Here is a 26520-nt window from a genome sequence, read left to right on the forward strand (position 1 = left end):
TTTCGCGCCGTGGCGCCCTGGCCTTGATGTCGCGCCTTGGCAGCATCGGCGCAAGCGGGCCATGGTCCGCCGCCATGACCATACCCCGCTGCCCCTACCGCCTGCTGCTCAACCGCCATGCCGGGACCCCCGGCGTGGTCGTCCTGCCCGATGGCGGGTTCCGCCGCGCCAAGGCGGAGATCGCCTCCTGGCCCGGCTATGCGCCGACGCCGATGCTGCCGCTGCCGGATATGGCAACTGCCGCCCGGGTGGCAGCGGTGCATTGGAAGGACGAGGGCGGGCGCTTCGGGCTCGGCAGTTTCAAGGCGCTGGGCGGGGCCTATGCGGTGATGAAGCTGCTGCAGGCAGAGCTGTCGCGCCGCGGCGTGGCCAATGCCGCCACCGCCGAGGAATTGGCCGAGGGCCAGTACAAGGACGCCGTCGACGCCATCACCGTGACCTGCGCCACCGACGGCAACCATGGCCGCAGCGTCGCCTGGGGCGCCCAGCGCTTCGGCGCCCGCTGCGTCATCTTCGTGCACGAAGCGGTAAGCCAGGGTCGCCGCGACGCCATCGCCAAATATGGCGCCGAGATCCGCGTGATCCCCGGCACCTATGACGATGCCGTGCGCGTGGCCCAGCGCACGGCTACCGCCGAGGCCTGGTTCGTCGTCTCCGACACCTCCTACCCCGGCTACACCGAGGTGCCGCGCGACGTCATGCAGGGCTACCGGGTGATGGCCGACGAGGCCGCCGAATCCCTGCCCGAACCGCCAACTCATGTCTTCATCCAGGGCGGGGTGGGGGGCGTCGCTGCCGCCGTCTCGGTCCAGATGCGCGCCCGCTACGGCGCCAATGCCCCGAAGCTGGTCGTGGTGGAGCCGGAGAAGGCCGCCTGCCTGCTGGCCAGCGCCGAGGCCGGGCAGCCGACCGCCATCGAGGGCGAGCTGGACACCCTGATGGCCGGCCTGGCCTGCGGCGAGCCGAGCCTGCTCGCCTGGCAGGAGCTGGAGCGCGCCGCCTTCGCCTGGATGGCGGTGCCGGACGACTCGGCGGTGGATTGCATGCGGCTGCTGGCGAAGCGCACCCCGAAGGTGGTTGCCGGGGAGAGCGCGGTCGCCGGCCTCGCCGGCCTGCTGCTGGCCGCCCGCGATCCCTTCGGCCGCAACGCGCTGGGGCTGGATGAGGGCAGCCGGATCCTGCTCTTCGGTACCGAGGGGGCCACTGACCCGGAGCTCTATGCCAAGCTGGCCGGGTGATATTTCGGCGCGGCCGCTTGCCGCGGGGCTGCCGCTTCACCAATCTGACGCCAGGTTGTCACAGAAGCGCAACGCGCGGCGGCTACCTGCCGCCGCACCAATCGATGATCGGGGAGATCACGCCATGCATCGCCGTTCCTTGCTGGCCGGGGCCGCCGCCCTCGGCTTCGCCGCGCCCGCGGCCGTGCGGGCGCAGGCCCGGACCGAAATCCAGTTCTGGCACGCCATGCCCGGCGTCCTCGGCGAGATCGTGGCCGAGCAGGTCAAGCGCTTCAACGACAGCCAGGCCAGCGTCACCGTCGTCCCGAGCTTCAAGGGCAGCTACACCGATGCCATGACCGGGGCGATCGCTGCCTGGCGGGCCGGCAACCCGCCGCATATCGTCCAGGTCTTCGAGGTTGGCACCGCCACCATGATGTCGGCCGGCCCGGCGATCCGCCCGGTGCACGAGCTGCTGGCCCAGTCGGGCGTTGCGCTCGACCCGAAGCGCTACCTCGCCGGCGTCCGCGGCTACTACAGCGACACCCAGGGGCGGCTGATCTCGATGCCGCACAACTCCTCCTCCGCCATCATGTGGATCAACCTCGACGCCTTCGAGAAGGCCGGGCTGTCCACCACCGACCTGCCGAAGACCTGGAAGCAGATCCGCGCCGCGGCGGAGAAGATCAAGGCGGCCAATGCCGCGCCGGTCGCCGTCACGACGTCCTGGCCCACCTGGGTCATGTTCGAGCAGATGGCGGCGATGCACGACGTGCCCTTCGCCACCCTGTCGAACGGCTTCGAGGGGCTGGGCGCCGAGCTGCGGCTGACCAGCCCGCTCTTCGTCAAGCAGGTGGAATACCTGTTGGCGCTGCAGAAGGACGGCATGTTCCGCTACGGCGGCCGCGACAATGCCGCCGACGGGCTTTTCGTCTCGGGCGAGGCGGCGGTCAGCTTCATGTCCTCCTCGCTGCGCGCGCGCGTCGGCAAGGAGGCCAAGTTCAAATGGGCCTCGGTTCCGCTGCCCTACCATGACGACGTGATCGCCACGCCGAAGAATGGCGTGCTCGGCGGCGCCAGCCTCTGGACGCTGACCTCGAAGACCCGGACGCCGGCGGAATACAAGGGCGTGGCGGAGTTCTTCCGCTCGATCTCCGACGTCGACCAGGACCTTTGGTGGCACAAGGCGACCGGCTACGTGCCGATCACCCTGGCGGCCTACGAGAAGGCCAAGGCCGAGGGCTACTACACGCAGAACCCCGGCGCCGACGCCGCCATCCTGCAGCTCTCCCGCGCCGAGCCGACGCCGAACAGCGCCGGCTTCCGGCTCGGCGGGATGGTCGAGATCAGGAACATCATCCAGGAGGAGTTGGAAAAGGCGCTGCAGGGGCAGCAGGGCGCGACCGCGGCGCTCGAATCCGCCAACCGGCGCGGCAACGTGGTGCTGCGGAACTTCGAGCGGGCGAACAAGGCCTGAACCATCCAGGGAGGGCGCCGCCCTCCCTGGACCCACCCGCTAAAGGCCGAAAGGCCTCTGGAAACCTCTAGCAAGGCGCGCGACTTGGATCGGAAGGTCGTCTTCAATCAGAAGCTGCTGCCCTATCTGCTGCTGCTGCCGCAGATGGCGATCACCCTCGTCTTCTTCTTCTGGCCGGCGGGGCAGGCTGTGTGGTTCGCCTTCCTGCGGCAGGACGCCTTCGGCATCCGCACCACCTTCGTGGGCTTCGAGAATTTCACCGACCTCTTCGCCGACCCGCTCTACCTCGACACGATCCGCAACACCGCGGTCTTCTCGACCGGCGTGACCATCCTCGCGCTGGCCGTGGCACTGCTGCTGGCGGTGCTGGCGGACCGGCAGATCCGCGGCGCCACGGGCTACCGCACCCTGCTGATCTGGCCATATGCCATCGCGCCGGCGATCGCCGCGGTGTTGTGGATCTTTCTTTTTCACCCCTCGATCGGGCTGATCGGCCGGGCCCTGAACGATGCCGGCCTGCCCTTCGACTACAAGCTGAACGGCAACCAGGCGATGCTGGTGGTGATCCTGGCCTCCGCCTGGAAGCAGGTCTCCTACAACTTCATCTTCTTTCTGGCCGGCCTGCAATCCATCCCGAAGGCGGTGCTGGAAGCCGCCGCCATCGATGGGGCACGGGCGACGCGGCGGTTCTGGACCATCATCTTCCCGCTGCTCTCGCCCACCACCTTCTTCCTGCTGGTGGTCAACCTGGTCTACGCTTTCTTCGACACCTTCGGGGTCATCGACGCGTTGACCAAGGGTGGCCCGGCCAAGGCGACGGAGACGCTGATCTACCGCGCCTATGTCGACGGCCGGGTGAACCTCGACCTCGGCTCCTCCTCGGCCCAGTCGGTGGTGCTGATGATCGTCGTCATCCTGCTGACCGCCATCCAGTTCCGCTATGTCGAACGCCGTGTCCACTACTGAGGCGCCCGCCATCGAGCGCCAGACGGGCGCCTGGGTGACGCATGCGATCCTCGGGATCGGCGTCATCCTGTTTGCCCTGCCGCTCTGGATCGTCCTGATGGGCTCGACCCACGACGCGGCCACCATCGGCCGTGGCGAGGTGCCGCTGCTGCCGGGCGCCCATGCACTGGAGAACTACCGCGCCGCCTGGACCCAGGGCGGCACCGGCGTCGGCGTCGGCTGGATGCTGTGGAACAGCATGGTCATTGCGTTGTCGATCGCGATCGGCAAGATCGCCATCTCCATCATCTCGGCCTATGCGGTGGTCTTCTTCCGCTTTCCAGGCCGGCGGCTGTTCTTCTGGGCGATCTTCATCACCTTGATGCTGCCGGTCGAGGTCCGAATCTTCCCGACCTTCAAGGTGGTGTCCGACCTCGGCCTGGTGAACACCTATGCCGGGCTGATCATCCCGGTCATCGCCTCCGCCACGGCGACGCTGCTGTTCCGCCAGTTCTTCCTGACCATCCCGGACGAGTTCGTCGAGGCGGCGAAGATGGACGGCGCCGGGCCGCTCCGCTTTTTCTGGGACGTGGTGCTGCCGCTGTCGCGCACCAACATGGCGGCGCTCTTCGTCATCCTCTTTGTCTATGGCTGGAACCAGTATCTCTGGCCGCTGCTGGTCGCCACCTCGGCCGATGTCGAGACGGTGGTGATCGGCATGGTCAAGATGATCGGCTCCGAGTCCAATACCGAGTGGAACATCGTCATGGCGACTTGCGTGCTCGCCATGCTGCCGCCGGTCCTGGTGGTGATGCTGATGCAGCGCTGGTTCGTCAAAGGCCTCACGGATACCGAGAAGTAATGGCCACCCTCGACCTCATGGACGTCCGCAAGTCTTTCGGTCCGACGCAGGTGCTGCACGGCGTCGACCTGCATGTCGCGGATGGCGAGATGATCGTCATCGTCGGCGCCTCGGGCTGCGGCAAGTCGACGCTGCTGCGCATCGTCGCGGGGCTCGAGACCGCGACCAGCGGCCATGTGCGGATCGAGGGGCGGGAGGTCACCGGTCTCGAGCCCGCCGACCGTGACATCGCCATGGTGTTCCAGAACTACGCGCTCTACCCGCACATGACCGTCGCGCAGAACATGGGCTACGGGCTCAAAATCCGTGGCCTGCCGCGGGACGAGATCGCCCGCCGGGTCGCCGCGACGGCCGAACTCATCGGCATCGGCCCGCTGCTTGACCGCCGGCCGCGCCAGCTTTCGGGTGGCCAGCGCCAGCGCGTCGCCATGGGCCGCGCCATCATCCGCGAACCGAAGCTGTTCCTGTTCGACGAGCCGCTTTCCAATCTCGACGCCAAGCTCCGCGTCCAAATGCGGGCCGAGATCCGCCGGCTGCAGAAGCGGCTCGGCGTCACTTCGTTGTTCGTGACGCATGACCAAGTCGAGGCGATGACCCTCGGCGACCGTCTCGTGGTGATGCACCAGGGCCATGCGGCGCAGGTGGCGACGCCGATGGAGATCTTCGAGCGGCCGGCCGACACCTACGTCGCCGGCTTCATCGGCAGCCCCTCCATGAACTTCCTGGCGGGCCGCCTGGCGGAGGCCGGGCAGGCCGTGGCGCTGGAGGCCGGGCCGGTGATCCGCTTCGCCGATGGCCCGCGTCCGGGCCCGGACGGCATGCCGCTGACGATTGGCGTCCGGCCGGAGCATATTCGCCTCGATGCCGCCGGTCTCGCCCTCGCGCTGGAACTGGCCGAGCCGCTGGGGTCGGAGACCGTGCTGCACGGCCGGTTGCCGAATGGGGAGGCGCTGGTGGTCAAGCTCACCGGCCCCGGCCCGCGCGACGGCACGCTGCCAGTCGCCCTGCCGGCCGAGGCGCTGCACGTCTTCGCGGCGGATGGGGGCCGCCGGCTGGACCCGGCCTGCGACTGAGCGGCGGCTCACGCCGTCACCATCAGCAGCGCCTGCCGCCGGACGTCCTCGACCCGGCTGGTCCAGCCGCGGCCGAAGCGGTCAAAGCCGGCAAGGCTGCGGTAGAATTCCAGCCTCGCCTGACAGATGGCACCGACCAGGGCCCGGGCATCCGCCGCCTGCGCCGCGCGCAGGGTGAAGGGCCCGACCGCGCCGTCCGGCGTGGTGCCGACCGACCGCTGCAGCGCCTTCACCGCGTTGGCCGGCCCGGCATTCACCCCGAAATCGAAGACCACCAGGTCGACACCGCGCGGCAGGTCCTCGCAACGCATCAGATTCCAGTACTGCGCCCGGTAGATCTCCTTCGCTTCCGCGGGCCGCAGGTCGCGGACTTCCTCGGCGGTCACCGGCCGGCCGCGCCAGGCCGCAAGGGTCCGGGCCGTGATGCCCATCTGCGTCGCACCGCCGGGATCGGCCGGGTCGTCGACAAAGCCGCCCTCCTTCGCCAGGACCACCTCCATGCAGAGGTCGAAGCGGCTTGGCTGCCCGGGCACCAGGCCGGGGAACGGTTGCGTGGAAACGGGGGCGGGGGCGGCAACCGGCACCCGCCGTGCCGCCTCCGCCACCTGGCCCTGCTGCAGCGCCACCAGCGTACGGTCCTTGTCGCGCGATCCCTGACTGGAGCCGAGCCAGAAATTCACCACCGCGGTGAAGCCCGCGACCAGGGAGCCGACGACGACATTCAGCAGCGTCAGCGCGGTCCCGTCGCTGGTCTGCGGCGGATCCCGCACCAGCCAAGCTGTGAAAGCGAAGAAGCCGAGCAGGACGAGCACCGAAACCATCGCCGGCCCCAGCGCCACGGTCCTGGCGGTCCAGCCCTCGGCGCCGAGCGCACCCAGCATGGCCTCGCTGGCCCGCCTGCGGTCGTCGAGCTCGGTGCGCAGCGCCTCGGCCAGCGCCTGCCGCTCGGCCTGGCGATCCTTCTGCTGCAACTCCAGGTACTCCCGCCGGATCTCCTCCAGTCGGAGCGTCAGCGCGCTGACCTTGGCCGGGTCAGCCCGGATCGCGCTGGCGGCATCCTCGATGCTACCGACGCCGGCGACGGACTGCACCACCTCGGCGACCCTGCCGGCCACCTCGCCGGCACGACGCCCGCCGAACAACCCGACCAGCTCCGGCACGAGGCTGCCGGCGAGAGATATCAGGGGAATCAGCGGCAGCATGGCCTGTCTCCTCGACGGGGGACCGGCCGCACCGGCCCCGGAGAGGAAAAATTACCTAAATCCGGACGCCTTTTGCAAGGAAAATATTGCTATAACGGGGTCGGCATTACGGCTCACCAGGCGGGCTGGTTCGGCCCGCCGGCCCCCGGCCTGCCGTTGCCGGGGCATCTTGGCAAGCTACTGCCCGCGGCCGGTCACCATGACCGTGAAGGTCCGCAGCGCAAGCGAGGTATCCATGAAAAACCAGGCGCGCAGGTCGCGCAGCGCCATGGCATAGGCATGGTCGAAGGCCGCCTTGTTGCGGACATCATCCAGGCAGGTGTCGTAGCCTTGGTTCACCTGCGCCAGGCCGGTGATGCCCGGGCGGATGCCGGCGGTACGGTCGGCGAAGAAGGGTATTGAGCGTTCCAGCGTCTGGTAGAAGCCCGGCCGCTCCGGCCGCGGGCCGATAATCGCCATATCGCCGCGCAGGACGTTGATCAGCTGCGGCAGTTCGTCCAGTCGGGTCTTGCGGAGGAAGAGCCCGACCCGGGTGATGCGCGGGTCGCGCTTCTGCGCCCAAACCGCGCCGGCCATCTCGGCATCCGTCCGCATGCTGCGGAACTTCAGCATCATGAAGACCTCGGTGCGGTCCGGCAGCATGCGGCCGATCCGCATCTGCCGGTAGAGCACCGGCCCCGGGCTGTCGAGGCGGATCGCCAACGCGATCAACGGCCAGAGCGGCAGGGTCAGCAGCAGCCCGAGCAGCGCGACGAAGATGTCGAAGGCTCGTTTGGCGGCAGCGACATGCAGCGGCAGGTGCAAGGTCTCGGTCATCGCGGTGGCTCCGGTCCTCGCCCCGCTGTTGGCGGGCGGAGGCGCTGCCGGGGAAAGGCGGCGCTTCCGCCCTAGGCCGTCGCGGCATTCTCCGCGCGGCGCCAGGGCGCTTGGGGACGGAACAGCAGGTAGCGTGCCACGCCGATCGCGCTGGCAAGGTGGCCGGTCACTAAATAATTGAGGATTACCAATGGCTTCAGCGCGCGAGTTCCGAGTAGCATCCCGAGCAGGGCCAGAGTAAGGCCGATTGCTTCGCAAATTGCGAGGAAAAGAAAGAATCTGGAGACGGGGGCGAGCGCCAGGGTACCCAGCATCGCCAGCAGCAGCAGGAAGGGCATCGCCACCCGCAGCGCCTTGCCGGAAGCGAAGGCCAGCGCGATGCCGCCATGCCGCGGATGGAGCAGGCCGCGCGCCCGCCAGAGCTGCTGGGCATTGCCTGCGGCGATCCGCCGCCGCCGCCGCGCATCCAGCCCGGGATCGGCGACCTCCGCCTCCCGCGTCCGGATGGTCTCGTCATAAGCGATGCCCCAGCCCTGCTCGACCATATGGGCCGGCCAGAGGAAGTCGTCGTTGATGGTATCGGGCGGCAGCGGCGACCAGGCCTCCCGCCGGAAAGCCCAGAAGGCGCCGTGCAGGCCGAGCGGCGCGCCGAGCGCCGCTTCCCCGCGCTTCACCGCGACCTGGTACTGCCAGTACTTGGCTTCCCCCGCCGAGCCGGCGCGTTCCAGCACATAGGTACCACCGACCGCGCCGAGGCGCGGGTCGACGAAATGCGCCGCCGCCCGGCGCAGCGCATCAGGCGGCAGCATGGCGGAAATGTCGGACAGCGCGACGATCCCCGGCGGCAGGGTGCCGATCGCCTCGTTCAGCACGCCGAGCTTGCCGCGGTTCGGCCGCAGGTCGCGCACCTCCGCCCGCAGCCCGGCGCAATCCGGCTCCCGCAGGGTCGCCCGGGCGATCGCCGCCGTGCCGTCGGTGCAGCCGTCGCAGGCCAGGATCACCAGCAGCCGGTCACGGGGATAATCGAGCGCCGCCAGGTTGCGCAGCTTGCGGACGATGAAGGCAGCCTCGTTATAGGCCGGCATGACCAGGGTGATCGGCGGCAGCGCGGCTTTCGGCAGCGGCGCGGGCGGCGTGGCGGGCCGGCGGGCGATGCGGGAGAGCAGCAGCGGCCAGGCGGCATGGTGCCAGGCGGCGAGCGCCAGGGCAGCGAGCGTCAGCGCCGCGAGCAGGGTCTGCATGAGGTTCAGCTCATGCCTGCCAAGGTGAGGTAATCGCGCGCGGCGACCGCCAGGCTGCCGTGTCGCAGCACGAAGGCGCGCGGGTTGCCGCCGCGCCCGGCGAGCCCGGCACCGAGCGCCGCAGCCAGCGCTGCCGGATCCTCGGCCGGGACCAGCGCGCCGCTGGCCGGATCGAACGCCGCCGGCACGCCGCCGACCTCGGTCGCCACCACCGGCAGGCCGCAGGCCTGGGCCTCGAGCAGGGCGAGCGGCAATCCCTCGTTGCGTGAGGGCAGGCAATAGAGGTCGAGCGCCGCGTAGAAGCCCGGCATGTCGCCGAGCAGGCCGAGAAAGCGGACCCGGTCGCCGAGGCCGGCCGCCTGCTCGCGCAGTGCCGCCGCCTCGCCGCCCGCACCAGCGATGGCGAGGATCGCGTCGCCGGGCAATTGGCCCATCGCGGCGATCGCCAAGTCGACGCCCTTCACCCGCTCCAGCCGCGCCGCGATGCCGATCACCGCGCGGTCGCCGGGCAGGCCTAGCGCGGCGCGGGACGCGGCCTTCGCTGCCTGGTCTGCGGGACGGAAGCGGTCGGTGTCGACGCCGTTCAGCACGACCTGCGGCCGGGCGCCGATGGCGGCCTCGACCGCCGCGGCAACGTGCGGCGCATCCGCGATCAGCACCGGCGCGGCGACCGCGAGTGCTGCGCGGACCAGCCGGGCCCGCTTCGGGTCGGCCAGGTGCCAGGCATCGTGCTCGGTATGCAGCCGCGCCTTGACGCCGGCCAGCCGCGCGGCCGGGCCGGCATAGAGCAGCGGCCCGACATGATGGGTATGCACGGCGGCCGGCCGCAGTCGGCGGAACAGCGCGGCGAGGCGGAAGGGCAGGGCAGGATCGAGCCCCGGGCGCTTGCCGGCGAAGACCAGCCGGCCGCGATGTTCCTCCAGCCGCGGCCAGGCGGCGATCGCGGCGTCCTGCTCGCCTTCCAGGCTCAGCACCAGGGCCGGGTGCCGTACCGACTGGGCCCGGGCCAGCTCCAGCGCCATGACCTCCAGCCCACCCGGGGCGAGGTGCTGGACCACATGGATGACCGCGCCGGTCGCCGCCGGCGCGACAACCAGCGGCAGCGCCGTGGCATTGCTCATGCCGGGCGCCGGACCGAGGGGATCCGCGCCAGGACCTTAACGCCGGTGGTCTTCTCCACGTCGCGGACTCGGCGGAAGGTGCCGTCGACCAGTTCCAGCAGGAAGGCGAGGGCGATGCCGAGGCCGAGGCCGGCCGCCGCGCCGGCGGCCGCGAATATCACCGTCATCGGCTTCATCGGCGCCGAGGGGCGATAGGGTCGGTCGATGATCTTGATGCGCTCCGGCGCCTGCTGGGTCGCCAGCTCGCTGGTCACCCGTGCCCGCTCGAACCGGGTGCGGAGCTGCTGGGTCAGCTCGGCCTTCACCGTCGCCTCGCGCTCCAGCCCCTTCAACTCGCGCTCCACCTCGCCGCTGCCGGCGATGCGGGTGGCGAGGTTCGGCGATGCTGGCGCGGATGTTCGCGGTTTCGCCGCGCAGCTGCTCGAGCCGGTCGCGCGCCGCGGCCATGGCGCCGATCTGCGAGATCAGCAGCGGCTGCGCCCCTTCGGTCTTCGGCTGCAGCGTGGCTGCCAAGTTCCACAGCCGGTCCATGTCGACTGCGGGCGCCTGCTCGGCGGCCTTCAGCAGCGCTTGGCGCTCGTTCTCCAGCCGCTTCAGCCGGCCCTCGGCGGCCTGCACGGCGGAATGCTCCTCGGTGTAGCGGGCGCGCAGCAGGGCCAGCTCGCCGAGGATGGCGACGATGTCCTGTTCCATCCGGCCGAGCACCGGGTTGGTCTGCACCAGCCGGTCCTTCATGGCGCCGACCTCGCCCTCCGCCCCGGCCAGCTTGACCTCGCGGTCGGCCAGCTGTTCCCGCAGCGCCGCCATGCGCTGCAGGTTGGCGGTGCGCAGCTCCGGCAACTGGGCGGCATGGCGGGCCTTGAACTCGGCCAGGGCCTGCTCGCTCTGCTGCAGCTGTGCCTGGCTCTCGGCCCACTGGCCTTCCAGGAAGCGGAAGCTGTCGCGCATGCTGCTGTCTTCCGGCCCGCGCACCCTCTCGATAAACCGGGTGCCGATCTGCCCGAGCGTGCGGTCCATGCCTTCCGGGCTGCGGGCGCGGTAGCGCATCTCCACCATTTCCTGCCCCAGCAGGGTGACGAAAAGGCCGGCCGCCAGCTCTGCCACGGCGGCGGATTGCTGCGCCTCGGTGGCTCCGGCCGGCACCATCTGCAGATCCTCTGCCACCTGGCCGAGGACATGGCGGCTCATCAGCAGCGCGCGCAGGCCCTCCATCCGCTCCTTCAGGTTCGTCTTGACCGAAAGGTCTTCCAGGAAGGGATTGAACTTGGCCGGATCCTGGATGAGCACGCTCATACGGGTTTCGTAGCTGCGCGGGGCCATGCTCCCGAGGAAGAAGCCGACCGGCGGCAGGATCACGATGGGCAGCAGGATGACATAGCGCCGGCGCCAAGCGGCCGCGAGCACGGCGTGGATCACCTCCGCAATGGGCGGGGGGGCCGGCGGCGCTATCGCGGGGGCGTTGGCGGCAATGTCGGACATCGATGGCTCCGCGCCGGCCGGTCACCGCCCCGGGTGGGGAAGACGCTCAGGCTGGCGCTTGACCCTTTCTAGCGCAGAATCCTCGCAGAGGGGGACATCAACTTAACGGCGCGTGTCGGCCGCGGCTGGCAGGCCGCCGAGCAGGACCAGCACCTCACCCTGCGGGATTGCCGCTTCGAAGCGCAGTTCGACGTTCGGCACCTCTGGCCGAATCAGCCGGGCGACCGCCAGAGCCCTGCGCTCGCCAATGAGTGAGGCTTCGCCGCCGTCATAGCCGGCCGGACGGCTGGCTACGGTGACCAGCGCTGCGCCGCGCGCCGCAACGGCGAAGGCCTCGACATCACGGCGCTGGGCATCGTCCGGCTGCACCTGGGCGGCCATATAGCGCAGCACCAGGCCGGTACGGGCCGCGGGCCCCTGTGCCGCCGGGGATTCGGCGCGGGCTTTGGCGAGCAACTCCGCCACCGTGATCCGGCCGGGCTGCCGCGCCGCGCCGCCCTCGCCGAGCCGCGCCTGAGCTTCCAGCAGGGTGCGGTCGGTCGGCGGGATGAACCGGATCGGGTCCGGCGCGCATGCCACAAGCGGGAGCAGCAGCAACAGGAAGGAAGCGCGGCGGAGCGGCTTGGCCATTGCGATTGGGTAGGCTGGAGACGGAACGGCGGCAAGCCGGGGGACCGGGCGGGTCACCCTAGCGCCGGCCGCGCCGCCTGGGGCGCCGCGCCGGGCAGGCGCCTGGCCAGGGCGATGGAGGGCTGTTCCACCCAGCGGTACATCGCCCCGGCTCCCAGTAGGGAGAGCGGGATGGCGAGCAGCAGCAGCGTCTCCAGCGGAAGCCGGCCGTGCAGGCCGTGCACGACGACCAGCAGCACCGGCACATGGATCAGGTACAGGCTGTAGGAAACCCGACCGAGCCAGAGCAGCGGCGGCACCTCGAACACGCGCCGAGCGCGGGGGGAGCCGATGGCCAATGCCATCAAGAGAGCGGCGCCCAGGGTACAGGTATAGTCGACGGAGGGGCCGAGCAGCAGGATTGCGGCGACCCAGAGCCCGCCCAGGCTCCAGCTGGGCAACCGGGCGAGCACGGCTTGCACCGCGTCTCCGCGCAGTGCCAGAAGGGCGCCGACGACGAAGCAGTTGACGAAATGCAAGGTGGTCAGGGTGGCGCCGGCCCAGCCGTCGCCGAAGAAGGGGGCAAGGGGCAGGCCGAGCCGGCGCATCGTCGCATCGGTCGCCACCTGCAGCGCCAGCATGCCTGGAAGCAGCACCCGCAGCGGCAGCCGCTGCACCGCGAGCAGCAGCAGCGGGAAGACCAGCGAAATGCGAAGCTCGTAGGTCAGGCTCCACATTACCACGTTGAGATGCGCCGAGTGGGTGTCGCCCAGCATGGCCAGATGCCGCCACAGCGCCGCCGCGTCCGGCATGGCGGACCAGGGATCGGCGTTGAACCAGGGATGCACGCCGTCCAGCGCGACCGGGCGCATCACCCACCACAGCGCGGCCGAGAGCAGGATGGAGATGGCAAAGGGCAGCCAGATCCGGCAGATCCGCCGCAGCACGAAGCCACCCCAGCGCATCCCCGGCCCGCGGGCAAGCGCCAGGGCGAGCACATAGCCCGAGAGGACAAAGAACAGGATCACCGCCGGCCGCGCGCCGACCGCCGCCTTGAACGGGGTGAAGAGCAGCGCCTGGCGGATGCCGTCCGCCAAGGGCCCGGCCGGCAGGGTTTGCCAGGTGTGGTAGAGCACTACAAGAAAAGCGGCCAAGCCGCGCAGGCTATCGAGGACGCGAACGCGCATCAGGCAGGATTCCCGGTGGACAGAGGCGGCGAGGCACCCTCCGCTCCCGTCCGCCAGGGCCCTGGCGGCTCTGCGACCGGCCCGAGCGGCACCATGCTTGCCTCCAGCAAAGCCTTGGCAGGGGCGCGCGGGCTGGCGAGGCGTGCCCGTGCCAAGCGGGGAAAGAGGCTTCGGCCCTGCAGCGCGACCGGATTCCGCTGCAGCCAGTCCGCGACCATGTAATCGGCAAAGCGCGGCAGACTGCCGTAATTGCCGGAATAGATGCATTCCTTCAACGCGGCATCCTCGAAGCCGCCTCGCGCCTGCTGGATGCGCCGGTTCCACAGCCGGCGCAGGTCGCGCGGCCGGAACGGCGAGAGCGGCGCGACGGTCCAGGTCGCCGCCTCGGCCAGGGCGATCCGCCCGGTGTCCCAGGCATTGGCCCGTGCATCCAAATCATGCACAACCAAGCTGCCAACCAGCCCGTCGCCGCGATAGAGCCCGATCGGCAGGTAGATGCCCGCGGCCCTGATCCGGTCGAGGAAAGTGCCGCGCAGCGCATGCAGCGAGCCGTGCAGGGCGGGCGAGCGCCGCATCGCGGCGCGCTGGGACGGCGCGCTGCGGCCGCAGGAGGGCAGGGCGGCCGCGGCATGGGCCTGCGGATGCTCCGCCAGAGCTGCGGCGAGGGCGCGGATGGCGTCTGGCGTCACCATGGCATAGCCATCGACGAAGACATGCATCGACGCCGCCGGCGCCAGGGCATGGACATACTGGTTCCAGGCATTCGACTTGTCGCCGAAGCGGATCTCGAACAGCCGCATAGGAGACGGGCTCGACTTGGCGTAGAGGCGGACCACGCCGGCGCTGCCATCGGTGGTGTCGTTCAGGACCACGGTGATGCTGGCGTCGAGCCCATCGAGCGCCACGCCCAGTGCCCGCAGGCAATCCTGCAGGCCGGCAGCCTCGTTGCGGGCGAAAACGGCGACGCTGGCGGCGGCGGGCATGGCTGGTTCCTACGCTGAGAGGCGACCGCGTGACGCCTTCTACCGCAAGTTCTATCGCAAGCGACGTGCCGCCGTATGTCGCAAATTGCGACGCCGGCTGCACCCGGGCCGGCGGCACACTATGTTCCAGTCCAACCGAAGGAGGGTGACGCGATGAGCGGAACGGAAAACCAGGCGACGGCGCCGGGCATGGAGGTCGCCACCCTGGGCGGCGGGTGTTTCTGGTGTCTGGACGCGGTGTTCCGCGACCTGCGCGGCGTGGCGCGGGTGCATTCCGGCTATGCCGGCGGGCATGTCGCCAACCCGACCTATGAGCAGGTTTGCGGCAAGCGCACCGGCCATGCCGAAGTGGTGCAGGTAACCTTCGACCCGAAGGAGATCTCCTACGCCGATCTTCTGCGGGTCTTCTTCACCATCCACGATCCGACTACCAAGGACCGCCAGGGCAACGATGTCGGCCCGCAGTACCGCTCCGTCATCCTGTTCCACTCGCCGGAGCAGAGGGCCACGGCCGAGTCGGTCATGGCCGAGATCCGCGAGGCCGGCATCTGGGGCGCGCCGCTGGTGACCGAGGTGGTGCCCTTCGACCGCTACTGGCCGGGTGAGGCGGAGCACCAGGACTACTTCTCCCGCACGCCCTGGAGCGGCTATTGCCAAGTGGTGATTGCCCCCAAAGTCGCCAAATTCCGGAAGCTCTATGCCGACCGGCTGAAACGCCCCGCAGCCTGACCGAGGATCTCCCATGTCCCTGTTCCGCAAGGAAACACCGGCCGAGCATTACCCGGTCGAGAAGCCCGATGCAGAGTGGCGGCGCGAGCTGCCGCCGGAGGCCTATCGGGTGCTCCGCCAGCACGGCACCGAACGGCCGGGCACCAGCCCGCTGAATGCCGAGAAGCGGGCCGGCACCTTCGTCTGTGCCGGCTGCGGCCACCCGCTGTTCGATGCCGGCACGAAGTTCGAGAGCGGCACCGGCTGGCCGAGCTTCTGGGCGCCGAAGGAGACGGGGGTTGGCACCACCACCGACCGCAGCTTCTTCATGACCCGAACCGAGGTGCATTGCGCCAACTGCGGCGGGCACCTGGGCCATGTTTTTCCGGACGGGCCGCCGCCGACCGGCCAGCGCTTCTGCATGAACGGAGTGGCAATGCGATTCGAGCCGAAATCCGGCTGATCAACCACAAAGCGTTAAACAGAACACCGCTTGCCTTTCTGCGTCGGGCGGGGAATTTTCCCGTCCCTGTTTCGGGATTCCACCATGATGCGGCGCGCCCAATCCGCGCTTTTCTTCGGGCTGGCAGGTCTGCTGCCGGCCCTGGCCGTGCCGTCCTCCGCCCGTGCAGACCTCGTCTACGTGCTGAACAGCGCCGATGCCTCGATCAGCGTGCTCGAGAGCACGACAAAGGAGGAGGTGCGCCGCATCCCCGTGCTGCGGGAGGCGCACCACCTCATCCTCACGCCCGAGCGGGGCGAGCTGATGGTTGGGGACAGCGGCGGCAACGAGCTGATCTTCATCGACCCTGCCACTGCCGAGGTCACAAGGCGCGAGAAGTTCAGCAACCCCTACCACATGGAGCTCAGCCCGGACGGCAAGCTGCTAGTGGTGACCAGCCTGCGCCGCGACCAGGTCGACATCTACGACGCGGCGACCCGGACCTTGCTGGCGCGGCTGAAGGTGCCGGACAAGCCGAGTCACCTGGCCTACACGCCGGACAGCCGCATCGCCTTTGTCACGCTGCAGGGCGTCCGGAAGCTCATGGCGATCGACCTGGTGACCTACAAGCCGCTCTGGACCGCCGAGGTCGGGCCGCAGCCCGCCGGCGTCACCTGGCACAACGGTAGGCTGCTGGTCGGCGTCATGGGGTCTGACCATGTCGCGGTGGTGAACCCCGCTGACGGCAAGGTCGAGCGTACCATCTTCGCCGGGCGCGGCGCGCATACCGTCTTCCCCTCGCCGGACCGAAAGCTGCTTTACGTCAATAGCCGGGTCGACAGCCGCATCACCGTGCTGGACGGGGAGACGCTGGAGCCCCGGGCGCATTGGGACCTGCCGGGCGGGCCCGATTGCATCGCCTTCGACCCGCGTGGCCGGCTCTGGGTGACGCTCCGTTGGACCGGTCGGCTGGCCATCGTCGATCCGGCAAGCGGGGAGTGGGAAACCGTGCCGGTCGGCAGGTCGCCGCACGGTGTCTTCGTCCAGCCGCGGGCGGCGCCGCTGCCGCCGCTGGCCGTGTCCGAGACTGCGCCACCGGCCGAGGTCACGCCCAGCCCCACATCCGCCGGAACCGAGGTGGCGGTGCCGGCGCAGCAGCCGGCGGTCTGGCGCCGCATGCTTGGCCGATGAGGCGGCGCGCGCTGTTCGGCGCCCTGGCCGGCGCGCCGTTGCTGGCCCGACGGGCCAAGGCCCAGCCGGCCTGCCGCGGCACCGTCTACCTGACCATCGATACTGGCTGGTCGCGGGAAGCCGAGCAGATCGCCGGCATCCTGCGCCAGCGCGGGGTGCGGGCGACGCTTTTCGTGGCTGATGAGCCGACCTATCGCGGTGACCGGACATTGGATGACAGCTGGGGCCCCTTCTGGCGCGCCCGGGCAGCGGAGGGCCACGCCTTCGCCAGCCATACCTGGCGGCACTGGTATTTCCGTGGTGATCCGGCATCGGGCAAGGTCCGCTATGTCTCCAGCCAAAAGGCGGGGGAGGAGGTGCTGGACTATGCCGCGCTCTGCGCCGAGCTGCGGCGGCCGACGGACCGGCTGAAGCAGCTGGCACCCGCGGCGCAGGTGCTGCCGCTCTGGCGCGCGCCGGGCGGGATCACCACGCCGAATGCCATCGCGCTGGCCGGCGCCTGCGGCCTCCGGCACCAGAGCTGGACCGCCCACGGTTTCTGGGGCGACGAGTTGGACAGCACGAAGCATCCCAATGCCGAGCTCGCCCGCCGTGCCATCGAGCGGACCCGAGACGGCGAGGTGGTGGTGCTGCACTGGGGCATCCGCAGCCGCCGCGAGCCCTTCGCCGGAGTGCTGGACGAGGTGATCGCGGGCCTCCAGGCGCGCGGCCTCTGCTTCGCCCCGTTGCCGGCCGAGGGACGCGCATGAGCACCATCGCCAGCCTCTATGCCGAAGCCACCGGCTGGATCTTCGAGCATGCGCTGCAGCCGCTGCTCTATGCGCTGGAACTGATGGACTGGGCCGAGGACGCCTATGCCTGGCTGGACTTCGCCCTGTTCGGGCTGTTCGGCATCGCGGTCGCCTGGGCGGTCTGCCGGCCGCTGGAAGCCTGGCGGCCGGTGGAGTCGGTCTCGCAGCACGGCGCGGTGCGGACCGACATGCTTTACACCTTTCTCAACCGGCTTGGCGTCCTGCCACTGCTGGCCTTCGTCTTCCTGGCTTCTGTCCAGGCGGCCTGGGAAGGTTGGCTGACCGAGGCCGGGCTGCTGCCGCCGACCCTCGAGGAACTGGCGCCGCTGCTGCGCGATCATCCGGTCCTGGCCTTCGCCGCCTATGTCGTGGTCCTTGATTTCGGTGAGTATTGGCGGCATCGGGCGCAGCACGCCTTCCGTTGGTGGTGGGCGCTGCATGCGATCCACCACGCACAGCGGCAGATGACCTTCTGGACCGACGACCGCAACCATGTGCTGGACGACATCATCGCTGCGGTCTGGTTCGGCGGCATCGCCCTGCTGATCGGCGTACCGCCAGGGCAGTTCCCGGCCGTCGTGCTGATCCTGCGCTTGGCCGAGAGCCTGTCGCATGCGAATGTCCGACTGGATTACGGTCGGCTGGGGGAGCGGCTGCTGGTATCCCCGCGCTTCCACCGGCTGCACCACGCACCGCTTTCGGCCGGGGCGCATGGGCGGAACTACGCCGTGCTGCTGCCGATCTGGGACTGGATCTTCGGCACCGGGGATTTCCGCCGCGGCGTCTTCCCGCCGACCGGGGCGCCGGAGGAGCCGGAAGCGCTGGCGAGCGGCGGCTGGTTGCGGCAGCAGGCGATCGGGTTGCGTCGGATGGTGGGGGCGATCGGCGGCCGGTAGGGTCGCGGGCAGCATTGGCTGAAAGAGCCTCCGCATGAAGGCGCTCGGCACCCTGGTCCTGCTGGCGACGGTGGCCCTCGGCGTCCTGGTCGGCTTCCATTACCTCGCCCGCCAGCGGCGGCCCTGGCTCGTGACCCTTCACCTCGCTTGCGGCGCTGCCGGTGCCTGGCTGTTCTTCCTGTTGCTGCATGCCCCACCCGAGGGACGCAACCCGCCGTCGGGCATGGCCGCAGGCATCCTGCTCGGCGCCGCCCTGCTGGGCGGGCTGCTGCCGCGCCTGATCGCCCGTCGCGCTCGCAAGGCCGCCGAACCGCTTCTCGTCGTGCATGTCTTCACCGGCTTGGCGGGCTTCCTGGTGTTCCTGTCCTGGGCCTCACGCCTCTAGCCCGCGATCATCCTGGGTTGAAATATCCAGGGTGGAAATCGCTAACTTAAAAAAGGTTAGATAGATGTTGTTCTGACGCGGTCAGCACAACATCTGTCTGACGCCGAGCCGCGTCGCCGCAACTTTCTCGCCCCCTCTGGCATCTTGTCGACGGCCGCGGCGTTGCGCGCGGCGGTGACCGCATCGGCACGCCATACCGGCTGCGGTGCTGCCCGGGTGAAGGATGCCGACCTGACAGACGATTCTGCCCAACTGCCGGCTTCGCTTCAGGCCTGGCCCATCCTGCTGCGGGCGGCGCTGGGGATCGCGCTTGCGCTCTCCGTCGGTGCCGTCGCGGCGGCAGTCCCGGCCCTTGGCGCGGCGGAGCTGCAGGCCATGCTGCTCGGCGCCGTCGCCTTGGCGGCGCTCGGACTGGGACTTGGCGCCGCTCTTGCCGCGGCGGCGGCCGGCTTCGTCTGGCTGCTCTGGCCCGCCGCCGCGGACGGCACCCTCGGCACGGACACGCTGCTGCGGGCGCTGCTCTGGTTCGCCTTAGCCAAGGGCATCGCCGCCGCCATCGCCCTGCCGCGCGGCGACCTCGTCCGCCTGGCCTCGCGGTTGCGCGGGACGGAGGTGGTGGCTCGGGAACGGGCCCTGCTGCTCGAAGAAATGTCCCATCGAATCCGCAACGACATGCAGCGCCTGGTCGGCCTGCTGCAGGCGGAGGCGGGCAACAATCCGGTCGCCTCTGGCGCGCTGCTGCAGGCGGCCGGGCGTATCCAGGTACTCGGCCGGGTGCACCGTCGCCTGGCTACGCGCGCCGGCAGCGATGCCGTCGACAGCCAGGCCTTTCTGGAAGGCCTGGTGGACGACCTTCGCGCCGCCCTGCTGCCCGATAGCGGGATCGGTTTAACTGTCAGCGCCGAGCCGCATGCGCTGCCGGTGGCAATGGCCGGTGATCTGGGGCTGGTGGTGAATGAGCTCGTCACCAACGCGCTGAAATACGCCTTCCCCCGGGGCAAGGGCGGTGTCGTCCGGGTCTGCTTCGGGCGAGAGGAGAAGACCTATCGCCTTGCCGTTTCCGACACCGGCGTGGGGCTTGGCCAGGTCGGGCTGGCCGCAGTCGAAGGTGGCAGCGGCATGCGGCTGGTGCGAGCCCTTGCCGCCCAACTTGGCGGACGGGTCGAGCTGCGCGGGGGCGAGGTCGGCGGGACGCTCTGCCTGCTCCGTTTCCCGGTTGCCGGGCCGGGACGGTCGATGCCGCTTGCGGAGGCGCCGGCGGAGGCGCCCCCGCCACCGGAGCGGCGTTCCGCGACGTCCTAGGAAGAAGGCGCCGAGAGCGCTATTCCCGGCGCTGCCGAACCATTTCCCCGGGTACATGCGCTGACCAGTTCGCCCCCTTTCGATGTGATTGTCCTCGGCGCCGGCGCGGCGGGGCTGTTCGCCGCCATTGCCGCCGGCCAGCGTGGCCGCCGCGTGCTGCTGCTCGACCATGCCGGGGAAGCGGGAAAGAAGATCCTCATCTCCGGCGGCGGGCGCTGTAACTTCACCAATAGCGATTGTCGGCCCGACCGCTTCCTGTCGACCAATCCGCATTTCGCCAAGTCGGCCCTGGCCCGCTATACCCAGCACGACTTTGTCGCCCTGGTTCGCAAGCATCGCATTGCATTTCATGAGAAGACGCTGGGCCAGCTGTTCTGCGACGGCTCCGCCCGGCAGATCGTGGCGATGCTGCTGGCCGAGGCCACCGCGGCGCATGTCGATCTCCGCCTGTCGCACCGCGTCACCGGGGTGTCCCGGTCGGAGCGATTCCGGGTCGAGACGGACAGAGGCGCCTTCGAGGCACCGGCGCTGGTCCTCGCGACTGGCGGCCTGTCCATCCCGAAGATGGGCGCGACCGGCCTTGCGCATGACCTCGCCCGCCGCTTCGGTTTGGCCGTGGTGCCGCCGCGCCCGGGCTTGGTGCCGCTGACCTTTGAGGGCGCGCTGCTTGACCTGATGCGGCCGCTTTCCGGCGTTGCGCTCGATAGCGTCGTCCGCTGCGGCAAGTCGGCGTTCCGCGAGGCAATGCTCTTCACCCATCGCGGCCTGTCCGGGCCGGCCATCCTGCAGGCCAGTTCCTATTGGAAGGCCGGGGAGCCGCTGTTGCTCGACCTACTGCCCGGGCGGGACCCCGCAACCTTGCTGCGGGCGGCGCGCCAGGCCCGGCCGCGGGCGGAGCCGCGCACCATCCTCGGCGAATGGCTGCCGCAGCGCCTGGCTCAAGCGCTGGCGGGGATGCACCTGCCCGGGCAGCGGATGGCCGATCTGCCGGATCGCGCCATCCAGGCCGCCGCTACCCAGGTCAAGGCCTGGCGGCTGCTGCCGGGGGGAACGGAGGGCTATGCCAAGGCCGAGGTGACGCTGGGCGGGGTAGATACCGCCGCGCTGTCCTCCCGCGACTGCCAGGCCAAGGCAGTGCCAGCCCTCTTCGTGATTGGGGAAGCAGTGGACGTCACCGGCTGGCTCGGCGGCTACAACTTCCAATGGGCCTGGAGCAGCGGCTGGGTGGCCGGGCAGGCGGTGTAGTCGATTACCCGAGAAGCCAGCCGAACGCCGTCCGCAACACCAGCCCCGCCAGTGCGGCGATGCCCAGCGTCTTGACCACGTCCATCCTCATTCGAAACAAGCAGACCGCCGCCAGCATGGCCAGCAGCACTGCCACGGGGTCGATGCTGGCCAGGATCGGTACTTCCAGCCTCGCCGGGCCGATCGGCACTTCCCACATCGCGCCGAACAGCACGCGCAGGCCGAACCAGACCGCCAGGTTGGCGATGACGCCGACGACGGCCGCGGTCACACCCGCCAGCGCACCCTTCAGCCGCGCCGCATCGTGCAGCCGCTCGACATAGGGGGCACCGAGGAAGATCCAGGCGAAACACGGCGCGAAGGTGACCCAGAGGGTCAGCAGTGCCCCCAGTACCCCGCCCCAGAAGCCACCCTGCGCATGGCCCGCCAGGTAGCCGACGAATTGCAGCACCAGGATCAGCGGACCCGGCGTCGTCTCCGCCAGCCCCAGCCCGGCCAGCATCTGCCCGGCTGAGAGCCAGCGGTAATGCTCGACCGCTTCCTGCGCCACATAGGCCAGCACCGCATAGGCGCCGCCGAAGGTAACGACCGCCATCTTAGAGAAGAACCAGGCGACGTCTCCCCAAACCGGTGTGCCGATGAGCAGCATGACCGGCCAGACCCAGAGTACCAGCGCTAGCAGCCCGGCCCGCCGTGCCGCACCGGTCAGGCGGGCGATGCGGCCGGGCTCCGCCGCCAGCAACGCATCCAGCAGCGCAGGCGGACCGTCCTTGGCCGTGCCATGGCCGCCGCCGAAGAATGCCGCGGGGGCGAGATAGCCCGCCAGCCCCGCCGCCAGTACCACCGCGGGGAAGGGCAGGTTGAGCAGGAACAGCGTGGCGAAAGCGAGGAAGGCGACCACCCAGGGCACCCGGCCCTTCAAGGCGCGTTTCGCCACCCGCAGCAGCGCTTCCACCACCAGCACCAGCACGGCGCATTTCAGCCCATAGAACAGCCCGGCGATGAGCGGCACCTCGCCGAAGGCCACATAGATGGCCGAGAGCGCTAACATGACCGCGGCGCCGGGCAGGACGAAGAGCAACCCGGCTGCGACCCCGCCCTTCACCCCATGCAGAAGCCAGCCGAGATAGGTGGCGAGTTGCGTCGCCTCCGGTCCCGGCAGCAGGGTGCAGAAGTTCAGCGCGTGCAGGAACCGGGCGTCGGAGACCCAGCGGCGCTCGTCCACCACCTCTCGGTGCATCAGCGCGATCTGCCCGGCCGGGCCGCCGAAGGACAGGCAGCCGATGCGGAACCAGACGCGGAGTGCCTCGGCGAAGCTCGGGAAACCAGCTGTGCCGCTCACCGCAGCACCTCGATGCGCGGCGGCTCGCAGATCGTCTGGCTGTCGGCGATCGACCGAAGCGCGGCGCGTCCGGCGCCGGCGATACGGCTGTTGCGCGCCCGGAAGAGCAACTCCTCGTCCGGCCAGGCCATGAAGCGGTCCCCTTCGGGTCGAAGCCGCAGGGTATGCCATGTGCCCGCGGCGATGGGCAGCCTGTCGCGTCCCGCGAGTTCGATGCGCCGCCCGCCGGAGACGGGATAGAGCCGGATATAGTCCTTCGCCGCAGTGACCCGCGAGACGTAGGAAGTGTTCGCGTCCTGAACCCACACGGCGATGCCGCCGGCCGGGTCCATGCAGCCATCCACCGGGCGGAAGCGCAGCGTCACGTCGGCATCCCGCGCGACCGGCGCGAGGTGGATGCAGGGCGGGGAGCGGTCGGCGATCCTCAGGGGCGTCGCTTCGGTCATGACGCCGGCGACGCTGTCCCAGTGCGAGGGCGGCTGGCCGCCCGCAATGACCGCGGGCGCGCGTTGCGCCCGGGCGAGGCCTGGCAGCGCCAGCAGCGGGGTGGCGAGGCCGGCTGCAGGCGCCCTAGTCACGCTTCACCGAGGTCCGGTCGAGCGCGGCGCACAAGCCGGCGGCGACCGCCTCGGCCGCACGACTGCCCAGAAATGCATGTAGAATAGGCGGGGCTCCTCTCGCAGCGTGTGGTTGTGCAGCGCGGTGACCTCGATCCCGTGCTCGATCAGCGCGCGCTGCACTGGCTCGACCTCCTCGGCCAGCAGCACCAGATCGCTGGCGGCGGCGACGCGCCTGGCCTTCAGCGGCTCGACATTGGTCGTCCTGCCGGTGCCTAGGTTGGCCGCGGTCGGCATCCCTGCTTCATGATGCGCTCCGGCCGCGGCAGCACCGCCTGCCAGGCGCCGTCATTCACCTTGCCGGCGGTGCCGATGATGCGATCGAGCGGCGCGGTGTTGACATCGGGCGCCGCCGCGGCCGGGACCGACGGGCCGACCGGGGTGGCGCTCGCCTCCAGCGCCGTCCGCAGCGCGCGGGCCAGCGCCACCGCGTCGCCATGGCCGTGCACATGCATGTACATCGTCGCCGGTGTGCCGCGCAGCCGGTGGTTGTGCAGCGCCGTCGCCGTGAGGCCGCCGGCATGTAGCCGCCGCAGCACCGGGTTCACCTCCGGCTGGGTGAGCACCAAGTCGCCAATTACCTTGGTGATGCCGCCATGCTCGGCGAAGGCCGGCCAGTTGCCGAGGCCGAGGACCGGCCGCACCGCGATGCCGTCGACCTGTACGCGAGGTCGCTGCGCGGAAAGCCGAAGCGGCGTACGCAATCGGGCTGCACAATGGCGGGGCGGCCGAGCGCCGCCTCAACCCCCTTCAAGTCGGTTTCGGCCGTGGCGGATGCGAGGGGCGCGGGCGCTGCCAAGAACGCGAATGCTGCCTCGCGCATGTCAGTCGTCCGCCTTTAGCTGCGGGTGGGCGTCGGCCAGTTATGCGTCTCCTCCGCCCCGTCGCGGCACCAGCGGAAGAAAGCGTCGTACAGCCCCATCGCGGCGTCGAGCTGCGCCAGGTCGTCGCGGTACATTCGCGACAGGCCGAGCGAGGGCGCCAGCAGCCCGGCCGCCTGCGGCGCGAGGTCGAGCCGCCCGGTGTCGGCGGCGCGTATGATCAGCGCCAGCCGCTGCAGCGGCTCCGTCGCCCCCCCCATTCCTGCAGCATGATGTCGAAGGTGCAGAGTGGGCCGCGATGGCTCCAGGCCACACCCTCAACGTCAAAGGGTGTGGCGCTGAAGCGATCGCCAACCGTGGACACCTCGGACGGCGCCACGAACAGGAAGACGGCAACGGGATCGACGAAGCGGCGGACCAGCCAGGGGCGGGCGATGCGGTCGATCTTCGGCCGCGCCCGAGTCACCCAGACGGTGCGCCCAAGCCGGTCGTGGGGCGGGCCGCGGTGCGCCCGCAGCAGCGGCAGGCCGGCAGCCGTCCAGGCCTGGAAGCCGCCCTCCGACACCTCGGCGCGCGCTCCTACGTGCCGAAGCCAGGCGGCGGTGCCCTGGCTGAGCTTCATGCCGCCCTGGCAGAGGACGACGACGTGGCGGCAGACATAGTCTGAGGCCCAATCGGCAAGATCAGCATGGTTGTGGAGGGGGTTGGCCGGCAAGAGTCGTGGATCGGCGGCACGATCCTTGGCCAAGCGGACGTCGAGAATAGGCGGTGCGTCCAACGTGCCGATCAGGCGGGCAAGTTGTGGAATTGCAATACCATCTGGCGCAGGCATGGCGTCCACTCCAAGTGATGGACGCGACACCTGGGCCGAAGTCTCACGGGGCGTTTGCGAGAGCCCATGTGACGATCTGCTAAGCCGGGAAAGCGGTGTCAAGCGAAGCACCGCGGCGGAACAGGTCCGCCGCGGCGCGCTTCGGTCAACCGCGTCAAGCGACGGTGGGCGAGCTGCCCAACGACGGGTCGTTCGCTGCCTGCGGCACGGACATGCCACCCTTCAGCTGTTCGGTCTGCGCGCTGCCGTCAGGGCGCGGCGGCGCCAGCACCGGCTCCCCGCCCAGCGGTTCGGAAACCATTGGCTCGAATCTGCCTTTGCCATCGAGCGAAGCGCCTTCGGTCCAGCGGCCCATCGGGATCTGCTTGTCGATGCGGTGGCCGAAATAAGCGTAGGAGAAGCGGTTGGCCTCCTGCTCCTGCGGGAAGCTGTTCGGAATCGGCAGCTGCTCGGTCTGGCCGCCCAGCTCCTCGATCACCGCCAGCCATTGCTGCTGGTGCATGGTGTCTCGGGCGATGAGGAAGGACAGCATGTCCTTCATGCCCGGGTCGTCGGTCATGCCATAAAGCCGTGTCGCCAATGCCCGGCCGGTCGCCTCGGCGGCAACGTTGGCGTACATGTCAGCCGCGATGTTGCCGCTGGCATAGACATGGCTGGCATTGAACGGCACGCCGTTGCAGTTCTCCGGCGTCGCCGCCATGCCGGTGCTGAGGATGTGCCGCAGGTTCATACCGCCGAGCACGGCGCCGGCGATGCCGTCATTCGCTACGTCTTCCTGCAGCGAGAGCGGCGCACCTTCGAGGTTCAGCGCGACCGCAGTCGAGAGCATCTCGATGTGGCCGATCTCCTCGGTGCCGGTGTTGATCAGCATGTCGCGGTACTTCTTCGGGCCGCGGCTGCCCCAGCCCTGGAACAGGTACTGCATCATCACGCGAATCTCGCCCTCGACGCCGCCGATTGCCTGTTGCAGGGCGCGGGCGAAGATCGGGTTCGGGGTCTCGACGCGAACCGGATACTGCAACTTGCCGTCGGTGTAGAACATGGTCTCTCCTTGATCTCGATGACCAGGGCGAAAAGGACGCAGCACAGGCCGGGTTCAGGCACACCGAGGCAATGACGCGGGCGCCTCCCGAAAGCTTGCGGCGGGCGCGCACGGCCCGCCGCTGTCGTTCAGGTCAAGCCGACTTCCTGCCGGCGCTGCGCTTGTCGTTCGCCGCCTCCGGCGACTGCATCGCCTCGATCGCGGCCGCATTGATCTCGCGCTCGGCAAGCTCGGTGAGCAGTTCGTCGGTCTTTTTCTCCTCGGCAAGCGTCTGCCCCAGAAGCTCACCAAGCTCCGCCTGTCCGGCCGACTTCGCCAGGGTTGCCATCGTGCCGTAGGAGGCGATCTCGTAGTGCTCGACCTTCTGGATCGCAGCCGTCAGCAGCATGTCGTAGACCGGGCCCTTTTCCTGGTCCTCGAGCTCATGTTGCGCTTCCTCAAGGATGCCGCGCATCGCCTCGCAAACCTTCCGGCCGGGACGGCCGCCCAGCATCTCCAACGCCTTCTCCAGCCGCTCGACCTGAGCCTCGGTTTCTTCGGCATGCGTCTGCAGCGCGTCCTTCAGCGTCTGCGCGCTCGCCTTCTTGGCAAGTCGTGCCATGCTGCGAAGGCCCTGCCGTTCCGCGCTGTAGGCGTCACGCAGCTGCTCGACCATCAGTTTGTTGAGGTCTTCCATTGCCGTGCTCCTCACCCG

General features: G+C 69.7%; 29 protein-coding genes. 13 read left to right on the top strand and 16 right to left on the bottom strand.

Translation table 11 applies throughout. The features are described from left to right. Positions 1 to 74: 74 nt before the first annotated feature. The 5 genes from E2C06_RS08625 to ugpC all read left to right on the top strand — a co-directional run bounded on the left by E2C06_RS08625 (position 75) and on the right by ugpC (position 5574). Entirely contained in the window at positions 75 to 1238 is a 1164-nt protein-coding gene (locus E2C06_RS08625) for a diaminopropionate ammonia-lyase (RefSeq protein ID WP_133288194.1), read from the top strand. A 124-nt stretch (positions 1239 to 1362) separates the two neighbouring features. Beyond that, entirely contained in the window at positions 1363 to 2694 is a 1332-nt protein-coding gene (gene ugpB, locus E2C06_RS08630; RefSeq protein ID WP_133288195.1) for a sn-glycerol-3-phosphate ABC transporter substrate-binding protein UgpB, read from the top strand. 84 nt (positions 2695 to 2778) lie between these two features. Then, positions 2779 to 3660, top strand: a complete 882-nt coding sequence (gene ugpA / locus E2C06_RS08635) for a sn-glycerol-3-phosphate ABC transporter permease UgpA (RefSeq protein WP_133288196.1) — start codon at positions 2779 to 2781, stop codon at positions 3658 to 3660. Beyond that, a complete protein-coding gene (gene ugpE / locus E2C06_RS08640; protein ID WP_241671178.1) occupies positions 3647 to 4501 on the top strand; it encodes a sn-glycerol-3-phosphate ABC transporter permease UgpE in 855 nt (284 codons plus the stop codon). Before ugpA ends, ugpE begins: the two co-directional genes overlap by 14 nt. Beyond that, entirely contained in the window at positions 4501 to 5574 is a 1074-nt protein-coding gene (ugpC, locus tag E2C06_RS08645) for a sn-glycerol-3-phosphate ABC transporter ATP-binding protein UgpC (RefSeq protein WP_133288198.1), read from the top strand. The genes ugpE and ugpC overlap by 1 nt, the downstream gene beginning before the upstream one ends. Before the next feature lie 8 nt (positions 5575 to 5582). Here ugpC and E2C06_RS08650 read toward each other — a convergent pair whose 3' ends face one another. The 8 genes from E2C06_RS08650 to E2C06_RS37475 form a co-directional block, all read right to left on the bottom strand. Then, on the bottom strand, positions 5583 to 6776 hold the full coding sequence (locus E2C06_RS08650; RefSeq protein ID WP_133288199.1) for a glycoside hydrolase family 108 protein: 1194 nt from the start codon (positions 6774 to 6776) through the stop codon (positions 5583 to 5585). A gap of 177 nt (positions 6777 to 6953) precedes the next feature. After that, positions 6954 to 7592, bottom strand: a complete 639-nt coding sequence (locus E2C06_RS08655; RefSeq protein ID WP_133288200.1) for a sugar transferase — start codon at positions 7590 to 7592, stop codon at positions 6954 to 6956. Positions 7593 to 7663: 71 nt separating this feature from the next. After that, positions 7664 to 8833, bottom strand: coding sequence for a glycosyltransferase family 2 protein (locus E2C06_RS08660; protein ID WP_133288201.1), 1170 nt, complete (start codon positions 8831 to 8833; stop codon positions 7664 to 7666). 5 nt (positions 8834 to 8838) lie between these two features. Continuing rightward, positions 8839 to 9954, bottom strand: coding sequence for a glycosyltransferase (locus E2C06_RS08665; protein ID WP_206664478.1), 1116 nt, complete (start codon positions 9952 to 9954; stop codon positions 8839 to 8841). Positions 9955 to 9990: 36 nt separating this feature from the next. Further along, positions 9991 to 11433 (bottom strand): GumC family protein, encoded by a 1443-nt coding sequence (locus E2C06_RS08670; protein WP_133288202.1) that lies wholly within the window; start codon positions 11431 to 11433, stop codon positions 9991 to 9993. A gap of 102 nt (positions 11434 to 11535) precedes the next feature. Beyond that, complete coding sequence (locus E2C06_RS08675; protein WP_133288203.1) at positions 11536 to 12063, bottom strand: hypothetical protein; 528 nt, start codon at positions 12061 to 12063, stop codon at positions 11536 to 11538. A gap of 53 nt (positions 12064 to 12116) precedes the next feature. Beyond that, positions 12117 to 13229 (bottom strand): acyltransferase family protein, encoded by a 1113-nt coding sequence (locus tag E2C06_RS08680; RefSeq protein WP_165982285.1) that lies wholly within the window; start codon positions 13227 to 13229, stop codon positions 12117 to 12119. Next, positions 13229 to 14212, bottom strand: coding sequence for a glycosyltransferase family A protein (locus E2C06_RS37475; RefSeq protein ID WP_165982286.1), 984 nt, complete (start codon positions 14210 to 14212; stop codon positions 13229 to 13231). Before E2C06_RS37475 ends, E2C06_RS08680 begins: the two co-directional genes overlap by 1 nt. A 153-nt stretch (positions 14213 to 14365) precedes the next feature. Here E2C06_RS37475 and msrA point away from each other — a divergent pair, with 153 nt between their 5' ends. The 8 genes from msrA to E2C06_RS08720 all read left to right on the top strand — a co-directional run bounded on the left by msrA (position 14366) and on the right by E2C06_RS08720 (position 21172). Continuing rightward, positions 14366 to 14941 (top strand): peptide-methionine (S)-S-oxide reductase MsrA, encoded by a 576-nt coding sequence (msrA, locus tag E2C06_RS08685; RefSeq protein WP_193560437.1) that lies wholly within the window; start codon positions 14366 to 14368, stop codon positions 14939 to 14941. A 13-nt stretch (positions 14942 to 14954) separates the two neighbouring features. Then, positions 14955 to 15383, top strand: coding sequence for a peptide-methionine (R)-S-oxide reductase MsrB (gene msrB / locus E2C06_RS08690; RefSeq protein ID WP_133288205.1), 429 nt, complete (start codon positions 14955 to 14957; stop codon positions 15381 to 15383). Positions 15384 to 15467: 84 nt separating this feature from the next. Beyond that, on the top strand, positions 15468 to 16553 hold the full coding sequence (locus E2C06_RS08695; RefSeq protein ID WP_241671179.1) for a YVTN family beta-propeller repeat protein: 1086 nt from the start codon (positions 15468 to 15470) through the stop codon (positions 16551 to 16553). Next, positions 16550 to 17302 carry a polysaccharide deacetylase family protein gene (locus tag E2C06_RS08700; RefSeq protein WP_133288206.1) on the top strand — a complete coding sequence of 251 codons (753 nt, stop codon included), beginning with the start codon at positions 16550 to 16552 and terminating at the stop codon, positions 17300 to 17302. The genes E2C06_RS08695 and E2C06_RS08700 overlap by 4 nt, the downstream gene beginning before the upstream one ends. Beyond that, positions 17299 to 18240 carry a sterol desaturase family protein gene (locus E2C06_RS08705; RefSeq protein ID WP_133288207.1) on the top strand — a complete coding sequence of 314 codons (942 nt, stop codon included), beginning with the start codon at positions 17299 to 17301 and terminating at the stop codon, positions 18238 to 18240. Before E2C06_RS08700 ends, E2C06_RS08705 begins: the two co-directional genes overlap by 4 nt. 34 nt (positions 18241 to 18274) lie before the next feature. Beyond that, a complete protein-coding gene (locus E2C06_RS08710) occupies positions 18275 to 18625 on the top strand; it encodes a hypothetical protein (protein WP_133288208.1) in 351 nt (116 codons plus the stop codon). A 174-nt stretch (positions 18626 to 18799) separates the two neighbouring features. Continuing rightward, complete coding sequence (locus tag E2C06_RS08715) at positions 18800 to 19927, top strand: sensor histidine kinase (RefSeq protein WP_133288209.1); 1128 nt, start codon at positions 18800 to 18802, stop codon at positions 19925 to 19927. A 60-nt stretch (positions 19928 to 19987) separates the two neighbouring features. Next, positions 19988 to 21172, top strand: a complete 1185-nt coding sequence (locus E2C06_RS08720; RefSeq protein WP_133288210.1) for a BaiN/RdsA family NAD(P)/FAD-dependent oxidoreductase — start codon at positions 19988 to 19990, stop codon at positions 21170 to 21172. 4 nt (positions 21173 to 21176) lie between these two features. Here the strand turns inward: E2C06_RS08720 and chrA are convergent, their stop codons facing one another. From chrA to E2C06_RS08750, 8 genes are all read right to left on the bottom strand, one after another. Then, complete coding sequence (gene chrA / locus E2C06_RS08725) at positions 21177 to 22514, bottom strand: chromate efflux transporter (protein WP_241671181.1); 1338 nt, start codon at positions 22512 to 22514, stop codon at positions 21177 to 21179. Beyond that, a complete protein-coding gene (locus tag E2C06_RS39220; RefSeq protein ID WP_241671182.1) occupies positions 22511 to 23092 on the bottom strand; it encodes a hypothetical protein in 582 nt (193 codons plus the stop codon). Before E2C06_RS39220 ends, chrA begins: the two co-directional genes overlap by 4 nt. A 3-nt stretch (positions 23093 to 23095) precedes the next feature. Then, positions 23096 to 23368 (bottom strand): DUF1259 domain-containing protein, encoded by a 273-nt coding sequence (locus E2C06_RS08730; protein WP_133288212.1) that lies wholly within the window; start codon positions 23366 to 23368, stop codon positions 23096 to 23098. Further along, positions 23347 to 23835 (bottom strand): DUF1259 domain-containing protein, encoded by a 489-nt coding sequence (locus tag E2C06_RS08735; RefSeq protein WP_133288213.1) that lies wholly within the window; start codon positions 23833 to 23835, stop codon positions 23347 to 23349. The genes E2C06_RS08730 and E2C06_RS08735 overlap by 22 nt, the downstream gene beginning before the upstream one ends. Positions 23836 to 23969: 134 nt before the next feature. Continuing rightward, positions 23970 to 24212 carry a chromate resistance protein ChrB domain-containing protein gene (locus tag E2C06_RS40225; RefSeq protein WP_277751800.1) on the bottom strand — a complete coding sequence of 81 codons (243 nt, stop codon included), beginning with the start codon at positions 24210 to 24212 and terminating at the stop codon, positions 23970 to 23972. Beyond that, positions 24173 to 24784, bottom strand: coding sequence for a chromate resistance protein ChrB domain-containing protein (locus E2C06_RS40230; protein ID WP_456305174.1), 612 nt, complete (start codon positions 24782 to 24784; stop codon positions 24173 to 24175). Before E2C06_RS40230 ends, E2C06_RS40225 begins: the two co-directional genes overlap by 40 nt. Positions 24785 to 24938: 154 nt before the next feature. Beyond that, complete coding sequence (locus E2C06_RS08745) at positions 24939 to 25826, bottom strand: manganese catalase family protein (protein ID WP_133288214.1); 888 nt, start codon at positions 25824 to 25826, stop codon at positions 24939 to 24941. A 133-nt stretch (positions 25827 to 25959) separates the two neighbouring features. Then, positions 25960 to 26502, bottom strand: a complete 543-nt coding sequence (locus E2C06_RS08750; protein WP_133288215.1) for a YciE/YciF ferroxidase family protein — start codon at positions 26500 to 26502, stop codon at positions 25960 to 25962. Between the last annotated feature and the right edge of the window lie 18 nt (positions 26503 to 26520).

Origin of the sequence: Dankookia rubra (assembly GCF_004355005.1) — a bacterium.
Lineage (GTDB): Bacteria > Pseudomonadota > Alphaproteobacteria > Acetobacterales > Acetobacteraceae > Paracraurococcus > Paracraurococcus ruber_A.